Source organism: Azospirillum argentinense, from assembly GCF_000632475.1.
GTDB classification, from domain to species: domain Bacteria; phylum Pseudomonadota; class Alphaproteobacteria; order Azospirillales; family Azospirillaceae; genus Azospirillum; species Azospirillum baldaniorum.
Map to the genome: position 1 here is coordinate 77585 of NZ_CP007796.1, position 17691 is coordinate 95275.

At 71.9% G+C, this 17691-nt stretch carries 4 protein-coding genes; all 4 read left to right on the forward strand.

Annotation, left to right across the window (positions count from 1 at the left end):
• Window positions 1-35 precede the first annotated feature (35 nt).
• Complete coding sequence (locus tag ABAZ39_RS35865; protein ID WP_160174864.1) at window positions 36-12959, forward strand: SDR family NAD(P)-dependent oxidoreductase; 12924 nt, start codon at window positions 36-38, stop codon at window positions 12957-12959.
• Between the two features lie 58 nt (window positions 12960-13017).
• On the forward strand, window positions 13018-14412 hold the full coding sequence (locus ABAZ39_RS26685; protein WP_040137378.1) for a lipase family protein: 1395 nt from the start codon (window positions 13018-13020) through the stop codon (window positions 14410-14412).
• 156 nt (window positions 14413-14568) lie between these two features.
• The gene (locus tag ABAZ39_RS26690) at window positions 14569-16347 is read left to right on the forward strand and encodes an ABC1 kinase family protein (protein ID WP_160174865.1); all 1779 of its coding nucleotides are present in this window, start codon (window positions 14569-14571) and stop codon (window positions 16345-16347) included.
• A gap of 75 nt (window positions 16348-16422) precedes the next feature.
• Complete coding sequence (locus ABAZ39_RS26695; protein ID WP_175428912.1) at window positions 16423-17658, forward strand: hydroxymethylglutaryl-CoA synthase family protein; 1236 nt, start codon at window positions 16423-16425, stop codon at window positions 17656-17658.
• The last annotated feature ends 33 nt before the right edge of the window (window positions 17659-17691 follow it).

Genomic DNA, 17691 nt, shown 5'->3' on the forward strand with positions numbered 1-17691 from the left:
GAATCGCCGGGCGGCGGAGTGTGAAGGAGAGGTCGATGGACAGTGGTTGGGACATTGAGCGGTCTGCGCCGCCGTTGCCGGCGGAACGGCGGGACCGCGGCCATGGGGCCGGCGACATCGCCGTCGTCGGCATGTCTGCCCGCCTGCCGGACGCTCCGGACATCGACCGCTTCTGGCGCAACCTGCTGGCCGGCCATGTGGCGGTCCGGGACGTGCCGCCGTCGCGCTGGAACATCGACGAGATCTACGATCCCAATTCCCAGTCCGGCCACCGCAGCATCACCCGCCGCGGCGGCTTCATCGAGGACATCGACCGGTTCGACCCGCGCTTCTTCCGCATCACCCCGCGCGAGGCCCTGCATCTCGATCCGCAGCAGCGGCTGTTCCTGGAGGAGTCCTGGAAGGCCATCGAGGAGGCCGGCTACTCCGACCGCGACATGGACGGCGTGCGGTGCAGCGTCTTCGTCGGCTGCCGGGGCGCCGACTACCAGTTCCGCATCCTCGGCGGCTCGGACGAGGACCTCGCCAAGGTCGAGAGCTACATGCTCACCGGCAACGAGATCTCCATGCTGCCGGGGCGCCTGTCCTTCTTCCTCAACCTGCGGGGACCCAGCGTTCCCATCGTGACCGCCTGCTCGTCCTCGCTGGTCGCGCTGCATCTGGCCTGCGAGAGCCTGCTGACCGGCTCCGCCGACATGGCCATCGCGTCGGGTGTGGAGGTGATGACCACCCCGGCCATGTTCGTGTCGCTCAGCGACGCCGGGGTGGTCTCGCCGACGGGGGCGTGCCGCGCCTTCGACGACGGCGCCGACGGCATGGTGATGGGGGAGGGGGCCATTTCGGTCCTGCTCAAGCGGCTGGACGACGCCGTGCGCGACGGCGACCACATCTGGGGGGTGGTCAAGGCCACCGAGGTCAACCAGGACGGCCGCAGCAACGGCATCCACGCGCCCAACGGCCAGTCGCAGGCCCTTCTGGAGGCCGCGGTCTACCGCAAGGCCGGGATCAACCCGGAGACCATCGGCTTCGTGGAGACCCACGGCACCGGCACGCTGCTGGGCGACCCGGTGGAGATGCGGGCGCTGACCGAGGCGTTCGGATGGTTCACCGCGCGCCGCCAGTTCTGCGCGCTGGGCGCCGTCAAGACCAACATCGGCCATCCCCTGGCCGCCGCGGGGCTCGCCGGTCTGGTCAAGGTGCTGCTGAGCCTGAAGCACGGCCGCATCCCGCCGACTGCGAACTTCACCACGCCGAACCGGCACATCGATTTCGCCAACAGCCCGTTCTTCGTCAACGACCAGCCGATCGACTGGCCGGCCCCGGACGGGCATCCGCGCCGCGCCGCGCTCAGCTCCTTCGGCTACACGGGCACCAACGCCCACGCCCTGATCGAGGAGGCACCGCCCGCGCCTCCACCGACACCGGGCCGGCCCCCCTTCCTGTTCCTGCTGTCCGGAAAGACCGAGGAGGCGCTGCGGCGCCGGAGCGAGGATCTGTGCCGGTGGCTGGCGGCGGCCCCCGGGGCGTCGCCAGCGGATGTCGCCTACACCCTGCATCGCGGCCGGTCCCATTTCGGACGGCGGCTCGCCGTGCTGGCCGACGATTTGACCGAACTGCGGCGACGGCTGGAGAGCGGCGACACCATCGCGCCCGACGACCGACTGCCTGCCGGCGACGCCGCCGGGCTGGAGCGGCGCCTCGCGGCGCTGCTCGGGCGCGACGGCATCAGCGATGCGGCGCGGCGCGGCGCTTTGGTCGCGCTCGGCCAGCTCTATCTGAAGGGGCATCTGCCGGACTGGCGCAGCCTGCATCCGGTGCCGGGCCGGCGGATCGGCCTGCCCACCTACCCCTTCGCCCGCGAGCGCTACTGGCTGGACGTGCCGACCAGCGCCATCACCTGGCCCCCCGGCCGGCGGCTGCCGGAGACGGCGGGCAAGGCCGGCGCGGTTCCGGTCAGGCCGATCCCGGCCCACCCTGTTGCGCCCGGCGGCACCACGGCCGGCACCGCGGCCGAAACCGTGGCCGAAACCGCGGTTGACGAGACCCGGCTGTGGACGGACGGTTGGGTCGCGGCGCCCTGTCCCGCGGCCTCCGGGCCGGCGGGCGACATCCTGCTGTTCGATCACGGCGACTCCCTCGCCCGCAGCCTCTCCCAGGCCGGCGCAGGGCGGGTCGTCCTGGTGACTCCGGGGGACGGCTTCGCCGCCCGGTCCGACGACCGCTTCACGCTGAATCCCGCGCGGCGGAGCGATTACGAGGCGCTGTTCGCCGCGCTCGCGGACCGGGGACTCCGTCCCCTGCGCATCGTGGTCGCCTGGAGCGCCGCCGCTTCGGGTGGCGGGGAAGCCCTCGCGGACCGGCTGGCGCGGGGGCCGCACGCGCTGCTCGCCCTCTTCCAGGCGGCCGTCCGCAGCAACCCGCCGGACGCGCTGCGGATCGTCGCCGTGGCCGGCGGCGCCATGGCCGCCGATCTGGCCGCCGATCCGGTCTTCGTGGCGCTTGCCGGCTTCGCGCGCAGCGCGGCGCTGGAGCATCCGCGCGTCCAGGTCCGGACGGTGGTGCTCGACGGCGAACCGGCGGACCCCGCACAGGCCGCGCACCTCCTTCGGGAGTTGTCCGGCGCCGAGGCGGCGGGAGCGGAAATCCGCTATGCGGGAGGAGGTCGCCAGCGGCGCGTCTGGAGGCTCTGCGGGCCGGCGGACGCCAGCCCGGCGGCGGCTCCCCTGGTCCGGCCGGGCAGCGTCTGGCTGATCACCGGGGGCAGCGGCGGGATCGGCGGAATCCTCGCCGGGCATCTGGCGCGGACGGCGCGCGTGCGGCTGGTCCTCACCGGGCGCCGTGCGGCGGACGCCGGGATCGCCGGACTGATCGACCGCCTGCGGGCGGAGGGGGGCGAGGCGGTCTATGTGCCCGCCGACCTTGGCGACGCCGACGCCGCGCGCCGGCTGGTCGCCGCGGCGCGCGACCGCTTCGGGCCGCTGAACGGGGTGATCCACGCCGCGGGGGTCAACCGCGACGCCCGGCTGATGGCGAAGACGGCCGCCGATCTGGACGCCGTGTTTGCCCCCAAGATCGCCGGAACGCTCGCCCTCGACGAGGCCACGGCGGACGAGCCGCTGGACGGCTTCGTCCTGACCTCCTCCCTGGCCGCGGTGATGGGCAACGTCGGGCAGTCGGACTACGCCTACGCCAACGCCTTCCTGGATGCCTTCGCCGCGGCGCGCGAGACGCTGCGCGGGCAGGGCCGGCGGCATGGCCGCAGCCTCGCCATCGACTGGCCCTACTGGGCCGAGGGCGGCATGCGGATTCCCGCGGAGATGCTGGCCGAGATCCGGCGGCACACCGGCCTGGCCGTGCTGACCACCGAAGCCGGGCTGCGCGCCTGGGAGGAGGTGCAGCGGATTCCCTTCGCCCGTTGCGCTGTCTCCCACGGCGACGCGGGGCGGCTTGCCGCGCTGATCGCGCAGCAGGCCCCGGTTCCCGCTCCCGTCCCGGCGCGCGCCGAAACGCCGGCGGCGGGAGCGGACCGCGCCCGGTCGATGCTGCGGACCATCATGGCCGACGTCACCGGCCTGCACGAGGAGGAGATCGACGAGGATCGCGACTTCGAGGAGTACGGGATCGATTCCGTCAAGATCAAGAGCTTCAACGTCCAGCTGGAAGCCCTGGTCGGGGAACTGCCCCGCACGCTGCTCTTCGAATGCCGCAATCTCGCGGAACTGCACCGTTACCTCGCCGAGCACCATGGCGATGCGCTGGACCGCTCGGTCCGGACGCCTGTTCCCGCTCCCGCTGCCGTCGCCGTTCCGGCGGCCCCCGCCGTGCCGGTGGCGGCCGCGGCGCCCGAGGCGGGCGGGCGGGACATCGCCATCATCGGCATCGGCCTGCGCTATCCCCAGGCCGAGGACGCCGACGCCTTCTGGGACCGGCTGGCCGCCGGCTACGACGGCGTCGTGGAGGTTCCGCCCGATCGCTGGGACTGGCGCCGCCACTTCGATCCGGACCCCGAGAAGGCGGTGCTGGGGCGCATGTACTGCAAATGGGGCGGGTTCATCGACGGGGCCGACCGCTTCGACGCCGGCTTCTTCAACATCTCCCCCCGCGAGGCGGAGGTGATGGACCCGCAGGAGCGGCTGTTCCTGGAGACCGCCTGGGCGACGCTGGAGAACGCCGGCCATGTGCCGGCCCGCAAGGGCGCCGGCACGCTGGAGCCGGGCGCCCGCGTCGGCGTCTTCGTCGGCGTGACCACCAACAGCTACCAGCTGTTCGGCCCGGAACAATGGTCGCGCGGCAACCCGGTCATTCCCGTCTCGGCCCCGTGGTCGATCGCCAACCGGGTGTCCTACCTGTTCGATTTCACCGGCCCCAGCCTGCCGGTGGACACCGCCTGCTCGTCGTCCCTGGTCGCCGTCCATCTGGCCTGCGACAGCATCCTGCGCGGCGAATGCGAAATGGCGCTGGTGGGCGGGGTGAACCTGTACCTCCACCCGTCGAAATACATCGGGATGAGCCAGGTCCGCATGCTGTCGCCGCGCGGGCGGTGCCACAGCTTCGGCGCCGACGCGGACGGCTTCGTGCCGGGCGAGGGCGTCGGCGCCATGCTGCTGAAGCCGCTGGCGGCGGCGGAGCGGGACGGCGACCACATCCACGGCGTGATCAAGGGGACCTCGGTCAATCACGGCGGGCGCACGAACAGCTACACCGTTCCCAACCCCAACGCGCAGGCAGCGCTCGTCGCCGAGGCCCTGCGCTGCGCCGTCGTGGCGCCGGACAGCATCGGCTATGTCGAGGCCCACGGCACCGGCACGGCGCTGGGCGATCCCATCGAAATCCGCGGCCTGACCAAGGCGTTCGCCGGGGTGGCGCCGCAGTCCTGCGCGATCGGCTCGCTGAAGTCCAACATCGGCCATCTGGAGGCGGCGGCGGGCATCGCCGGACTGACGAAGCTGCTTCTCCAGATGGAACACGGCGCGTTCGCCCCGACGCTGCACGCCGAGCGGCTGAACCCCGACATCCGCTTCGACGCGACCCCCTTCGTGGTCCAGCGGGAGCGGGCGCCCTGGCCGGAGAAGGATGGGCGCCGCCGGGGCGCGGTCAGCTCCTTCGGGGCCGGCGGCGTCAACGCCCACGTCATCGTCGAGCAGCACCGGCCTCCGGCGGCGACCGCCGAACCGGCGGCGGAGGGAGGCCACGTGTTCGTGCTGTCGGCGCGCACCGCCGGCCAGCTTCGGGCCGTCGCCGCACGGCTCGCGGCGTGGCTGCGCCGCCGCGCCGGGGAGGGGCGGATGCCGGCCCTGGGCGACGTCGCCTACACGCTCCAGACCGGGCGCGAGGCGATGAAGGCGCGGCTGGCGGTGCTGGCGGACGGGGTGGACGACCTCCTGGCGCGGCTTGACGCCTACCTGGACGGCACCGCCGCTGACGGCACCGTCATCACGGGCGATTCCGCCGCGTCCGGTGGACTGGCCGGCCGCTGGGTCCGTGGCGAAACGGTGGATTGGGCGGCACTGCACCGCGGCAAGGGGCGCCGGCGGGTGCCGCTGCCCGGCTATCCGTTCGACCGCCGCCGCTACTGGATACCGACGGTCGAGGAAGCCCCCGCCGAGCCGCTCCTGCACCCGCTGGTCCATCGCGCCCTGCCGGGCGGCCCCGGGTCGCGGTTCGGCACCCGGATGGACGGCGGCGAGTTCTATCTGCGTGACCACATCGTCGGCGGCAAGCCCGTCCTGCCCGGCGTCGCCTTCCTGGAGATGGTCCGGGCCGCCGGCGGCCTCGCCGGGGAGCCGCCGGTGGAGCGGCTGACCGGTGTCGTGTGGGTCCAGCGGTTCGCCGTCGAGCGCCCCGGCGCCGCGCTTGAGATCACCCTGAAGCCGGATGGCGACAGCGCTGCGTTCGAGGTGGTGTCGCCGGGCGACGCGCCGGTGCCGCACATCCAGGGACGGCTGCACCGCCGGAGCGGGCGGCCAGCCGACCCGCCGTCTCCGCTCGACCTGGAGGCCATCCGGGCGCGCTGCCCGGTGCGCCGCGAGGTGACCGACTGCTACCGCGACGGGGATGAGTCCGCCGCGGTGCGCATCGGTCCCAGCCTGCGGTCCATCCGAACGCTGGACTGCGGCACGGGGGAGGTGCTCGCCCGGCTGGAGCTGCCGGACGAGGCCGCGGATCCGCAAGGCGCGTTCGTCCTGCACCCGTCGCTGCTCGACGGGGCGATCCAGACGGTGGTCGGGCTGGGTGACGGCGATTTCCGCCAGCTCTTCTTCCCGTTCTCGATCGGCGCCGTCGGCATCTTCGGGCGGTTGACCTCGCCCTGCCACGCCCATCTCGTGGTGCGGCGCAGAGATCCCAACGGTCAGGCGCTGGTGGCCGATGTCACGATCGCCGACGACCGCGGCGCCGTCCTGGCCCGGCTGTCCGACTTCACCTTCCGCCTGCTCGACGCCGGCGGCCTGGACCGCCGGGCGGACCGCGGGCGCGCCACGCCGCGTGACCGGCTGTCCCTGGCGGTCGAATGGCAAACCGCGGCCCTTCCCGCCGGAGCCGAAGCGCCGCTCGGCCCCTATCTGCTGTTCGACCAGGGCACCCGGCGGGCCGAGGCGCTGCGCCGGCACCTTGCGGAGCTTGGCGACGTCGCGGCGGCGCTGGTGCTCGTGCAGCCGGGCGAGCGGTTCGAGGCGACGGGCGCGCACACCTACAGCGTGGCCCCGGGCCGCGAGGAGGATTTCGCCGCGCTCGCCGAACGGCTGGAGGAGCGCGGCGACCTGCCCCGGCACATCGTGTTCCTGTGGCCGGACGGGGCTGCGGGCGAGGGTGAGGGGGCCGAGGGTGAGGGGGGCGAGGCCGCAGCGCTCGACCGCGGCATCCACAGCCTCTACGCCCTGGTGCGGACGCTCGCGCCGCGGCTCGGCACGGGGCCGGCGGTCACGGTCCTCGTCGCCTGGACGGGCACTGGGACGGGCGCTGGGACGGCTGGCGAGCCGCAGCCGCTGAACGAGGCGCTGGGCGCCTTTGCCCGCTCCGCCGGTCTGGAGAAGCTGCCGCTGCGCTTCAAGGCCCTGGCCCTGCCCGGCGGACTTGGCGAAGCGGATGTCTGGCCGCTCATCCTGGCCGAACTGTCGGAGGCCGCCCCGTTCGAGCCGGAAGTCCGGCTGGACGGCGGGGTCCGCCGGGTGCCGCGGCTGCGCGAACAGGCTTTGCCATCGGCCGCCGCCGCGCCGTTCCGGCAGGGAGGGGTGTATCTGGTGACCGGGGCCAGCGGCAAGCTGGGCTCCCTCGTCGCCGGGCATCTGGCGCGCCGGTGGGGGGCGAAGCTGGTGCTCACCGGCCGCCGCGCGCCCGACCCGGACGGGCCGCTCGCCGCCCTGCTCGCGCCGGGCCGCGACGCGCTCTACGTGCCGGCCGATCTGGGCAACGCCGGGGAGGTCGCCGCCCTGGTGGCCGCCGCGCGGACACGCTTCGGCCGCATCGACGGCATCGTCCACGCCGCTGGTCTGCTCACCGAGGAGCATATGACGGCCCGCCGCCGCGAGGACGTCGCCGCGGTGCTCGTCCCCAAGATCCGCGGCGCGCGGCTGCTGGACGATGCGACCGCCGGGGAGCCGCTGGACCTGTTCCTCCTGTTCTCCTCGACCGCGGCACCGCTGGGCAACGCGCTCCAGCCCGACTACGCCTACGCCAACGCCGTTCTCGACGGCTTCGCCGAACGGCGCGAGGCGCAGCGCCGCGCGGGCGCCCGGTCCGGGCGCACGGTGTCGGTCAACTGGCCGCTCTGGCGGGACGGGCGCATCGGCGCGGTGTTGCCCGCGCTGCTGTCCTGGCTGGAACGGACGCTCGGCCTCCTGCCGCTGGGCACGGAGGTGGGGCTGGAGATCCTCGAACTGGCCGCCGCTTCCGGACGGCCCCGCGTCATGGTGGTGGAGGGCGACCGGCAGCGGCTGCTGCGCGGCCTGGGAGTGGCTGGCGCGGCGGTCGTCCCGGCTCCCGCGAAAGCCGCCGAGCCCATCGCCCGACCGCCTGCGGAGGATGTGCAGGCGGAGCTGCGGCGGATCGCGTCGGGCCTCCTGAAGCTGGCCGCGGAGGAGATCGACCCGGACACCGAGCTGTCGGAATACGGCTTCGAATCCATTTCGCTGATCGAGTTCACCAACGCCATCAACGGCCGGTTCGGCACCGAACTGATGCCGACGGTGTTCTTCGAGCACCGCAGCATCGCCAGCCTCGCCCGTCACCTGGGCGGACAGCCCGGATTCCGGGTCGGGACGGCCCAGCCGGTCGAGGCGGTTCCCGCCGCGCCGCCGGCTTCGGCCCTAGCCCCCGCTCCGGTCATGCCCGTCGCCCTTCCGGCCGCCGTTTGTGCCGACGAGCCGGTGGCCATCGTCGGCATGAGCGGCATGATGCCGATGTCGGAGGATCTGGACCGGTTCTGGGCCAACCTCGTCGACGAGCGCGACCTGATCTCGGAGGTGCCGGGCGACCGCTGGCGCTGGCAGGACTATTACGGCGATCCGGCGCGCGACCCGAACAAGACCTGGGCGCGCTGGGGCGGCTTCATGCCCCACGTCGACCGTTTCGATCCGCTGTTCTTCGGCATCTCGCCGCGTGAAGGGGCGTTGATGGACCCGCAGCACCGGCTGGTCCTCCAGCACGCCTGGAAGGCGGTGGAGAACGCCGGTCACCGCGTGTCCGACCTCGCGGGAACCCGCACCGCCGTCTTCATCGGTCTGGCGAACAACGACTACGCCGCGCTGATCCGGGACCGGCTGTCGGTCATGGAACCGCACGGGCCGCTCGGCAACTCCAACTGCATCCTGCCCAACCGCGTCTCCTACCTGCTGAACCTGCACGGCCCGAGCGAGCCGGTCGACACCGGCTGCTCCAGCACGGCCATCGCCATCCATCGGGCGGTCCGGGCGATCCGGCACGACGGCTGCGCGATGGCGCTGGCCGGCGGCGTCAACGTCATCCTCAACCCCTGGCAGAACATCTTCTTCAGCCAGGCCGGCGTGCTCAGCCGGGACGGGCGGTGCCGGGCCTTCGACAGCGAGGCCACCGGCACGGTGCGGGGCGAGGGTGTCGGCGTCTTCCTCCTGAAGCCGCTGAGCCGCGCCCTGGCGGACGGCAACCCGATCCACGCCCTGATCCGCGGCACCGCGGAGAACCATGGCGGGCGGTCCAGCTCGCTGACCGCTCCCAACCCGGCGGCCCAGGCCGATCTGATCGTGGCCGCCTACGAGGCCGCCGGGGTCGATCCGGCGACGGTCGGCTACATCGAGGCCCATGGCACCGGCACGAAACTCGGCGACCCGGTCGAGGTCGAGGGGGTGCTGCGGGCCTTCGACCGGCTCCACCGCGGTCTCGGGACCACACCGCCGCCGGACCGGCGGATCGGCCTCGGGTCGGTGAAGACCAACGTCGGGCATCTGGAACCGGCCGCCGCCGCCGCCGGCATCGCCAAGGTCGTGCAGGCCATGAAGCACGGGCGGATTCCGGCGAGCCTGCATTTCGAAACGCTCAACCCCTTCATCAGGCTGGAGGGGACGCCCTTCGAGGTGGTGTCCCGGACGCGGTCCTGGGAACCGGTCGCCGGGCCGGACGGGCGGCCCCTGCCGCGCCGCGCCGGCGTCAGCTCCTTCGGCATGGGTGGAGCGAACGCGCACATCGTGCTGGAGGAGTATGTGCCGCCGCCCGACCCCGCGGCCGCGGCTCCCGGGCCGCAGCTGTTCACCCTGTCCGCCAAGGACGAGGACCGGCTGCGCGACTATGCCGTGGCGATGGTCGGGTTCCTGGAGGAGGGGGCCGGGGGAGCGACCCTGTCCGCCGTCTGCCACACCGCCCGGGTCGGCCGGGACGCCATGCCGCGGCGGCTGGCGGTCGTGGTGTCGAGCCTCGACGAGCTGGACGAGCGGCTGCGGGCCTTCCTGGACGGCGCCGCCGACCCGCGGCTGTTCCGGAGCGACGACCGGGCCGACGGCGGGATGGCCGCTCTGCTGGGCAAGGAGGCGGGGGAATCCTTCCTTCGCGACCTGACCGCCCGCCGGGATTTGCCGGCCCTGGCGCGGTTGTGGGCCATGGGGGCCGCCGTCGACTGGTCGGGGCTGGACGCCGCGCCGCCGCGCCGTGTCTGTCTGCCGTCCTATCCGTTCGCTCCCTTCCGCTGCTGGATCGGCGAGGACGGGCAGACGCAGTTCCACCCCGCCGACCAGAGCGCTTCCGATCCGGAATCGCCGGCCCTGTCCGTCTACCGCTACGAGTGGGTACCGGAGGAGGCCGCTGCGGTTCCCGCTCTGTCCCTCGACGACGGGATGCTGATCGTCGGCGCGGACGAGGCGATCCGGGCGGCGGTGGCGGTACGCGCCGGCATCGCCGTGGACTCCGTTGCCGCCGTTCCCCCCGGGGCCGCGGTGGGCGACTGCCGGCGGGTCCTGGAACGGCTTGCCGCCGGGGGCCGGTCGCTGCCGGGGGCCGTCGTCCTGCTGCTGACGGCGCCCGACCTGATCCCCGATGACCCCGACGACGTCGAGGGCGCGCTGGGCGCCGTGGAGCGGGCGGTGGAGCTCGGCGTCCGCCCGGTCGTGGAGGTGGTCCATGCCTACACGGCGGCGGGGCAGCGTCAGGCGCTGAAGCGGGTCGTGGCGCTCTACCGGTCGGGCGGCGCGCCCGATGGAGCCCTGGAGAAGGCCGCCGGCAACCCCGGCGCCGAGATGCTGGGCGCCTTCGGGAAGTCGCTTCAACTCCTCTTCCCCAACCTCTCCTTCGCCGCGGTGGGCCTGCCGGATGGAGCCGGTGCGGACGCGCCGGCGGCCCTGGCCGACGCGCTGGTCCGCGAGCTGGCTCAGGACGGGCCCGCCGACCGCTGGCGGGACGGCGGGCGGGCCCTGGCCCACGTGATCCGGCCCCACCGGCTGGCCGGAGGAAAGGCCGTGGGGGCGCGGGCGCCGTTGCGCCGGGGCGGGGTCTACCTGATCTCCGGCGGGCTGGGCGGCCTCGGCCTGATCGTTGCCCGCCATCTTGCCGGACGCTACGGCGCCCGCCTCGGCCTGCTCGGGCGGTCGCCGCTCGATGCGGCGCGGGAGGCGGAACTGGAGGGCGTCCGCGCGCTGGGGGGCGAGGCCGTCTACTACGCCGTCGACGTCGCGGATGCCGCGGCGGTGGCGGCGGCGGTGGCGGATCTCACGGGGCGCTTCGGCCCGCTCAACGGCGTCGTCCATTCCGCCGGGGTGGCCGACAAGCGGCTCGTCACCGACAAGTCGATGGCCGACATCCGCCGGACCCTGCGGCCGAAGCTGGCCGGGACCCTGGCGCTCGACCACGCGACACGGACGGAGCCGCTCGATTTCTTCGTGCTGTTCTCCTCCACCTCCGTCCAGCTCGGCGACATGGGCCAGGGCGATTACGCCTTGTCGAACCAGTTCATGGACCGCTTCGCCCGGCTGCGGGCGGACTGGCGGCGGACTGGCCGGCGGGCCGGGCGGACGCTGTCGATCAACTGGCCGCTCTGGCGCGACGGCGGCCTGCATCTCGACGGCGGCGACGAGGAGGCGTTGCGCTATTCGGGCATGGATTACCTGGAGACCGCTGACGGGCTGGCGGTGTTCGAGCGGCTTCTTGCCGAAGACCTGCCCCAGGCGATCGTTCTGGCCGTCCGCGACCACGCCCGTGTCGACCGCTTCCTCGGTATCGGCGGGGGCAGCGGTAGCGATGTCCCCGCCCCGCAGCCGGTCCCGCCATCGGCGGGGACCCGCGAACCGGGCAGGGCGCCCGCCGTGTCCCTGGCAGGGGAGGGACCGTTGGGCGACCGGCTGGAACAGGATCTCCGCGGCATGGCGGCGGAGTTGCTCGATCTCGATCCCGCCCGGCTGGAACGGGACCGCAGCCTGGTCGACTACGGCTTCGATTCGATCAACGTCACGGCCTTCGTGCGGCGCATCAACGACCGCTATCCCTTCGCCGACGTCAACCAGATGACTCTGCTCCAGCACCAGAGCCTGTCCGCTCTCGCCGGGCATCTGCTGGCGGAGCATGGCGAGGCGATGGCCGGCCTGTTCGGTGTGGCGCCGGGCGAGGCCGGCGCGCCGAAGCCGGCGGCGGCCCACGGCCCGGCGCCGGAGCTGCTGACCCTCCAGCGCGGCGGCGACCGGCCGCATTCCTTCTGGGTGCCGGGCTCCTTCGGCTTTCCGCAGACCTTCCAGGCCCTGCCGCGGGCGCTGGGACCGGACTATCCGGTCCACGCCTTCCGCTTCCGCGGCAACGACGGCCGGCAGGAGCCCTTCCGCGACGTGCAAACGATGGCCGATCATTTCGTCGCCTGCATGCGGGCGGTGCAGCCCGAGGGGCCCTACGTGATCGGCGGCTACTCGTGGGGCGGGCTGGTCGCCCTGGAGATGGCCCGCCGGGTGGCCGGCGCCGGGCAGCGGGTGCAGGAACTGATCCTGCTCGACACCTATCCGCCCTGCGAGGCCGTCCACGCGATGACCCAGGTCCCGGAGAGCCTGCGCGAGATCAAGCTGATCCTGGCGAACTTCCTGACCGGTTTCGGTCATGAGTCGGGCGTCATCGGCGACCACGATCTGGACGGCGTGCCGGAGGAGGAGCATTTCCGCCACCTCGCCCGGCTGGTGTCGGAACGCGGACGCTCGGGCCTGCCGGAGGAGGAGCTGTTCGGCTATCTCAGCGGCGCCAGCCGGGTCAACGACCTCGCCTCGGAGGCGTACCGCAGTTACGCCGTCGGCGCCTACGATGCCTCGCCGGTGCTCTATGTCCGCGCGAAGCCGGGGGCCGACGCGCACATCGGCGACTACGACTACTTCCGCCACTGGCCGGGGATAGTGCGGTCCCGTCTGGAAGTGATCAACACGCCGCTCCGCCATGCCGAACTGATGACGGAGCCGGCGCTGGCGCTCACCGCCGCCCGCCTTCGGCTCGCCATCGACGGGGCCGCACCCCGACGAAGGCCGGCCCCCTGACCCGAAGGCCATCGCGATCCGCTCCCACCCCGAAACTGGCAAGAAGAGGCGACGACAGATGCAAGACGTGTTGGACACCGCCGTGTTGGACGCTCCGCCCGCCAAGGCGGCCCCGGCCCAGACGATCACCGAACGGATGCTCGAGGAATTCTCCTTCGTCGGGCGCTGGAAGCGGAAGGAGTTCAAGGACGGCCTGCTGTGGGACAGCTGGCTGACGTTGCGCCCGGACGGCACCTGGGCGCAGAACGGCACCATCCAGGTCGCGACCAAGCCGCAAAACTTCCGCCGGGACGGCACCTGGACCCGCGAGGAGGGGACGCTCGTCTGCGCCATCGGGAAATCGACCCTTCCCGATTCCTCGGGCAGCTTCACGATCGACATCGCCGCCCTGATCGGGGACAGCGAGGGCCTCGTCGGCCTGCCCGACTTCTCCTGGCGGCAGGAGATGGTGACCCTCGCCTACATCGCCTACGCCGGCACGCTGGGCGAGAAGGGCGGCCAGCCGACGGTGCTGCTGGAACTGATCAACCGCTTCCTGGAGGAGCTGGAGCCGGTCAACGGGAAATGGGACGTGGTCTGGGGGCCGGGGCTGGTCAACGCCGGATTCACGAATCTCGTCGACACCAACGTCTTCTACGTCGTCCGGGATCGCCGGGATCCGACCCGCTACGTCATCGCGATCCGCGGCACCAACCCGCTGTCGATCTACAGCATTCTGAATCAGGTGTCGGCGGTCAACGAGCAGGAACTCTGGCCGGTCGAGGATTTGCCCCGGCGGAAATGGCCGCGCGTCTCGGAAGGCGTCGCCAACACCCTGAAGCATCTGAAGCGGGTCCGCGCCCAGAAGGGCGTCCCGGGCGCCGGCCTGACCCTGGTGGACTTCCTCAAGCAGGAGGTGGCGGCCTGCCAGTCGCCGCTGGCCATCCACACCACCGGCCACAGCCTGGGCGGTACCATGTCCGCCACGGTCGCCATGTGGCTGCGCGAGCTTCAGGGCTGCGAGGGCAGCCTGTCCACGCGCTGGGATCCGAAGGCGCGCTGCACCATCCACTCGACCCCCATCGCCGGCTTCAGCCCGGGCGACAAGCGCTTCGCCCAGCATTTCGACAGCGCGATCGGCGGCACCTGCGACCGCCTGTACAACTCGCTCGACGTCGTGCCGCACACCTACGCGGCGGAGGACATGAATTACGCCAAGTCGATCTACGAGCCGATGATCGACGCCGGCTTCGCCTTCAAGGCGGCGATCGACATGATGGAACTCCAGTTCACCCTGTCGAACATCAACTACCGCCAGGTGCGCGACGACACCTCGGCGCTGGAGGGCACGCTGGAGCCGTCGCAGAGGGAGTTCATGGCGCAGATGCTGTGGCAGCACATCGAGGGCTATCTGAAAATCCTCGGCCTCTCGGACTTCATCAACGCGGAGGAAATCCTCACCGCCTCCGACTGAACGGTCGCGGCGGGGCGGAGCGGCCTGCAACGCTCCGGCCGGCAGGGGCCGGGGGGATCAACGGATCGGGGAGCTGGTGACGGACGTGCGTGGTTTCGACGAGGATGAAGGAGTGGCGCGGCGGAGCGGATGGCCGGCGCCGCGTGGGAGTGCGTCGTGCAGGACCCGGATCTGATCCCGACCCCGCTGCCGCGGCGGAACGGATGGCGGCCGCTGGAGGTCCGGCGGATCGACCGTCCGTCCCCGCTGCGGTTGCTCGCCGTGCTGGTCGGGCTGTCGCGGATGATGGCCCGGCTCGCCTGGATGCGGCTGGCCGGGCGGTGGGACAGCCGGACCGCGGCGCGGCTGCTGCGCGGGTTTCTGGAGAGCATGGGCGGCGCCTGGATCAAGGTCGGCCAGATCCTGGCCATGCGCAACGACGTCTGGAGCGCCGCCTTCTGCAACGAGTTGAGCCTGCTGCAGGATCGGGCTTGCGCCTTTCCCGCCGATCAGGCGCGCCGCGTGATCGAGGCCAGCATCGGACGGCGGGTCGGCGACGTCTTCAGTCACTTCGAGGACGTGCCGATCGCCGCCGCCTCGCTGTGCCAGGTCCACCGGGCGCAGTTGCGGCGGCGGCGCGCCTGGGTGGCCGTGAAGGTCCAGCGGCCCCACGCATCGGCGTTCCTGGCTTATGACGTGCGCTGGATCGGCGTCGGCGCGGCCCTGCTCGACGGGCTGGGACTGGCCGCGCATCTGCAATGGCGCGAGATGGTCCGGCAGATGAGGGCCATCATCGAGGAGGAGCTGGACTACCGCATCGAGGCCGCGTCGATGCAGAGGCTGCAGGGGACCCTGGGCGAGCAGGGCATCTACGTGCCCGACGTCCATGAGGAATACTGCTCCCGGCAGGTCGTCGTGATGGAGTTCGTCGAGGGAGTGGCGCTCAGCGAGCTGCTGCGGGTGCGCGGCAGTGATCCCGCCCTGGCCGAGCGCTGGATGTTCGAGAACAACATCCGGCGCAGCAAGGTCGCGAAGACCATGATGCACTCGCTGTTTCACCAGATCTTCATCGACAACCTCTGGCATGGCGACCTGCATCCCGGCAACATTCTTCTGCTGAAGAACAGCCGGTTGGCCTTCATTGATTTCGGGATGGCAGGGTCGCTCGACGTCGAATACCTGAACAATTACAAGATGTACATCGGCGCCATCAACTCCGACAAGTTCATGCTGGCCGCCGACCTGATGCTGATGCTGAGCGGGGTGCTGCCGCCGCTGAACGTCCACGAGGTCCGGCAGAAGATCGCCGATGCGCTGCAGCGCTGGAAATGGCGCGCCAGGATGAAGAACGGAACCTTCAGCGAGAAATCGCTGTCGAGCTCCACCTTCGAGATCGGCCAGATCACCATGGCCTACCGCTTCGCGCCGAACTGGACGCTGCTCAAGCTCGGCCGTGCCTACAACGCGGTCGATCTGGCGATCGGCGCCTTCTATCCGGAAATCGACTACACCGCCGCCATCGCCGAATTCCATCGCGCGCAGGCCCCCCGCCGGATGTCCCAGGTCGTTGCCGACGGCCAGAAGTCGATGGCGGAAAGCATGACGATGGCCTCCATGCACACGCGCCGTTTCCGCGAGAACACGCTGATGGTCCAACCCGCGCAAAGCCCCGGGGGCGACCTGCTCGCCTTCACGGCGCGAACCATGCGCAACCTGCTGGCCGCGGGCTTCGCCTATCTGGCGGCGGCGTGCCTGTTCCAGGCCGACCCCGCCCTGATCGAGGACGCCCTCGGCACGGGCAGCGGCTGGTACCGCCTGATCGCCGGCTTTCCGCGCCTGGACGGGGATGTCTGGCTGGTGTTCCTGACGGTCCTCGGCCTGACGACGCTGCGCTTCCACACGCTGGCGAGACGGCTCGGCCGCGCGCCGCTGCGGCTGCCCATGCCGGAGCGGTGACCCGGTTCTCCATCCCCGACGCCGGACCGCCGCATGCGGGACGAAGGCGCAGGCAAGAACAAAAGGAAGAAAGGAATGGCGATGACCTCAGTCGGCATCGAAAGCATGAATTTGTACGCCGGGCCGACCTATGTGGACGTGCGCGACCTCTTCACGGCCCGCGGCCTCGACCTGGAGAGGTTCGACAACCTGATGATGCGCAAGAAGTCGGTGGCCCTTCCCTGCGAGGACGCGGTGTCCTACGCCGTCAATGCGGCGAAGCCGATCATCGACCGCCTGACTCCCGCCGAACGCAGCCGCATCGGGACGGTGATCACCTGCACCGAATCGCCGGTCGATTTCGCCAAGTCGCTGAGCACCTACATCCACGCGCTGCTCGGACTGGACCGCAATTGCCGGTCGCTGGAGCTGAAGCAGGCGTGCTACGCCGGGATGGGCGCGCTCCAGCTCGCCGCTGGGGTGGTCGGCAGCGGCTTCACGCCGGGGGAAAAGGTGCTGGTGATCGCCACCGACACCGCCCGCGCGACCGCCCGCAACACCTACGCCGAGCCGACCCAGGCGGCGGGCGCCATCGCCATGCTGATCGGCGACCGTCCGCGGTTGCTCGACCTCGATCCGGGTGCCCACGGCTGCTGCTCCTACGAGATCATGGACGTCCACCGCCCGCTGCCGGAACTGGAAACCGGCGATCCCGACATGTCGCTGCTGTCCTATCTCGACTGCCTGGAGAATTGCTTCCGCGCCTACGCGGAGCGCGTGGAGGGCGCCGATTTCCAGACGACCTTCGACGCGCTCGCCTTCCACACGCCCTTCGCGGGCATGGTGAAGGGCGCCCACCGGCGCATGATGCGCCGCTTCGGCAAGGCGGCGCCGGCGGAGGTCGAGGCCGACTTCATCCGGCGGGTGGCGCCGTCGCTGCACCATTGCGTGGAGGTCGGCAACATCTACGCGGGGACCGTCTTCATGGCCCTGTGCGGTGAGATCACCGCCGGGCGCCGCGCCGGGCGGATCGGCCTCTTCTCCTATGGGTCCGGCTGCTCCTCGGAGTTCCTCAGCGGTCTCGTCCCGGAGGGCGCCGCCGCGCATCTGGACGCCATGGCGATCGACGAGGGACTGGCGCGGCGCCTGCCGATCGACGTCGCCACCTACGACCGCATCCTCGACCTGAACGACGAATGGCGGTTCGGCATCAAGGACAAGGAGGTGGACACGGGTCCCTATGCGGACCTCTACGACGCCTTCTTCGCCGGCCGCGGGCTGCTGCGCCTGAAGCGCGTCAGCACCTATCACCGGGAATACGAGTGGAGCTGAGCGCTTGCCGGAACACGGTCACGGAGGACGCAG

Bases quoted from the DNA above. Each gene is read 5' to 3' on its own strand.
- ABAZ39_RS35865 (WP_160174864.1), top strand. From the start codon at position 36: ATGGACAGTGGTTGGGACATTGAGCGGTCTGCGCCGCCGTTGCCGGCG.
- ABAZ39_RS26685 (WP_040137378.1), top strand. From the start codon at position 13,018: ATGCAAGACGTGTTGGACACCGCCGTGTTGGACGCTCCGCCCGCCAAG.
- ABAZ39_RS26695 (WP_175428912.1), top strand. From the start codon at position 16,423: ATGGCGATGACCTCAGTCGGCATCGAAAGCATGAATTTGTACGCCGGG.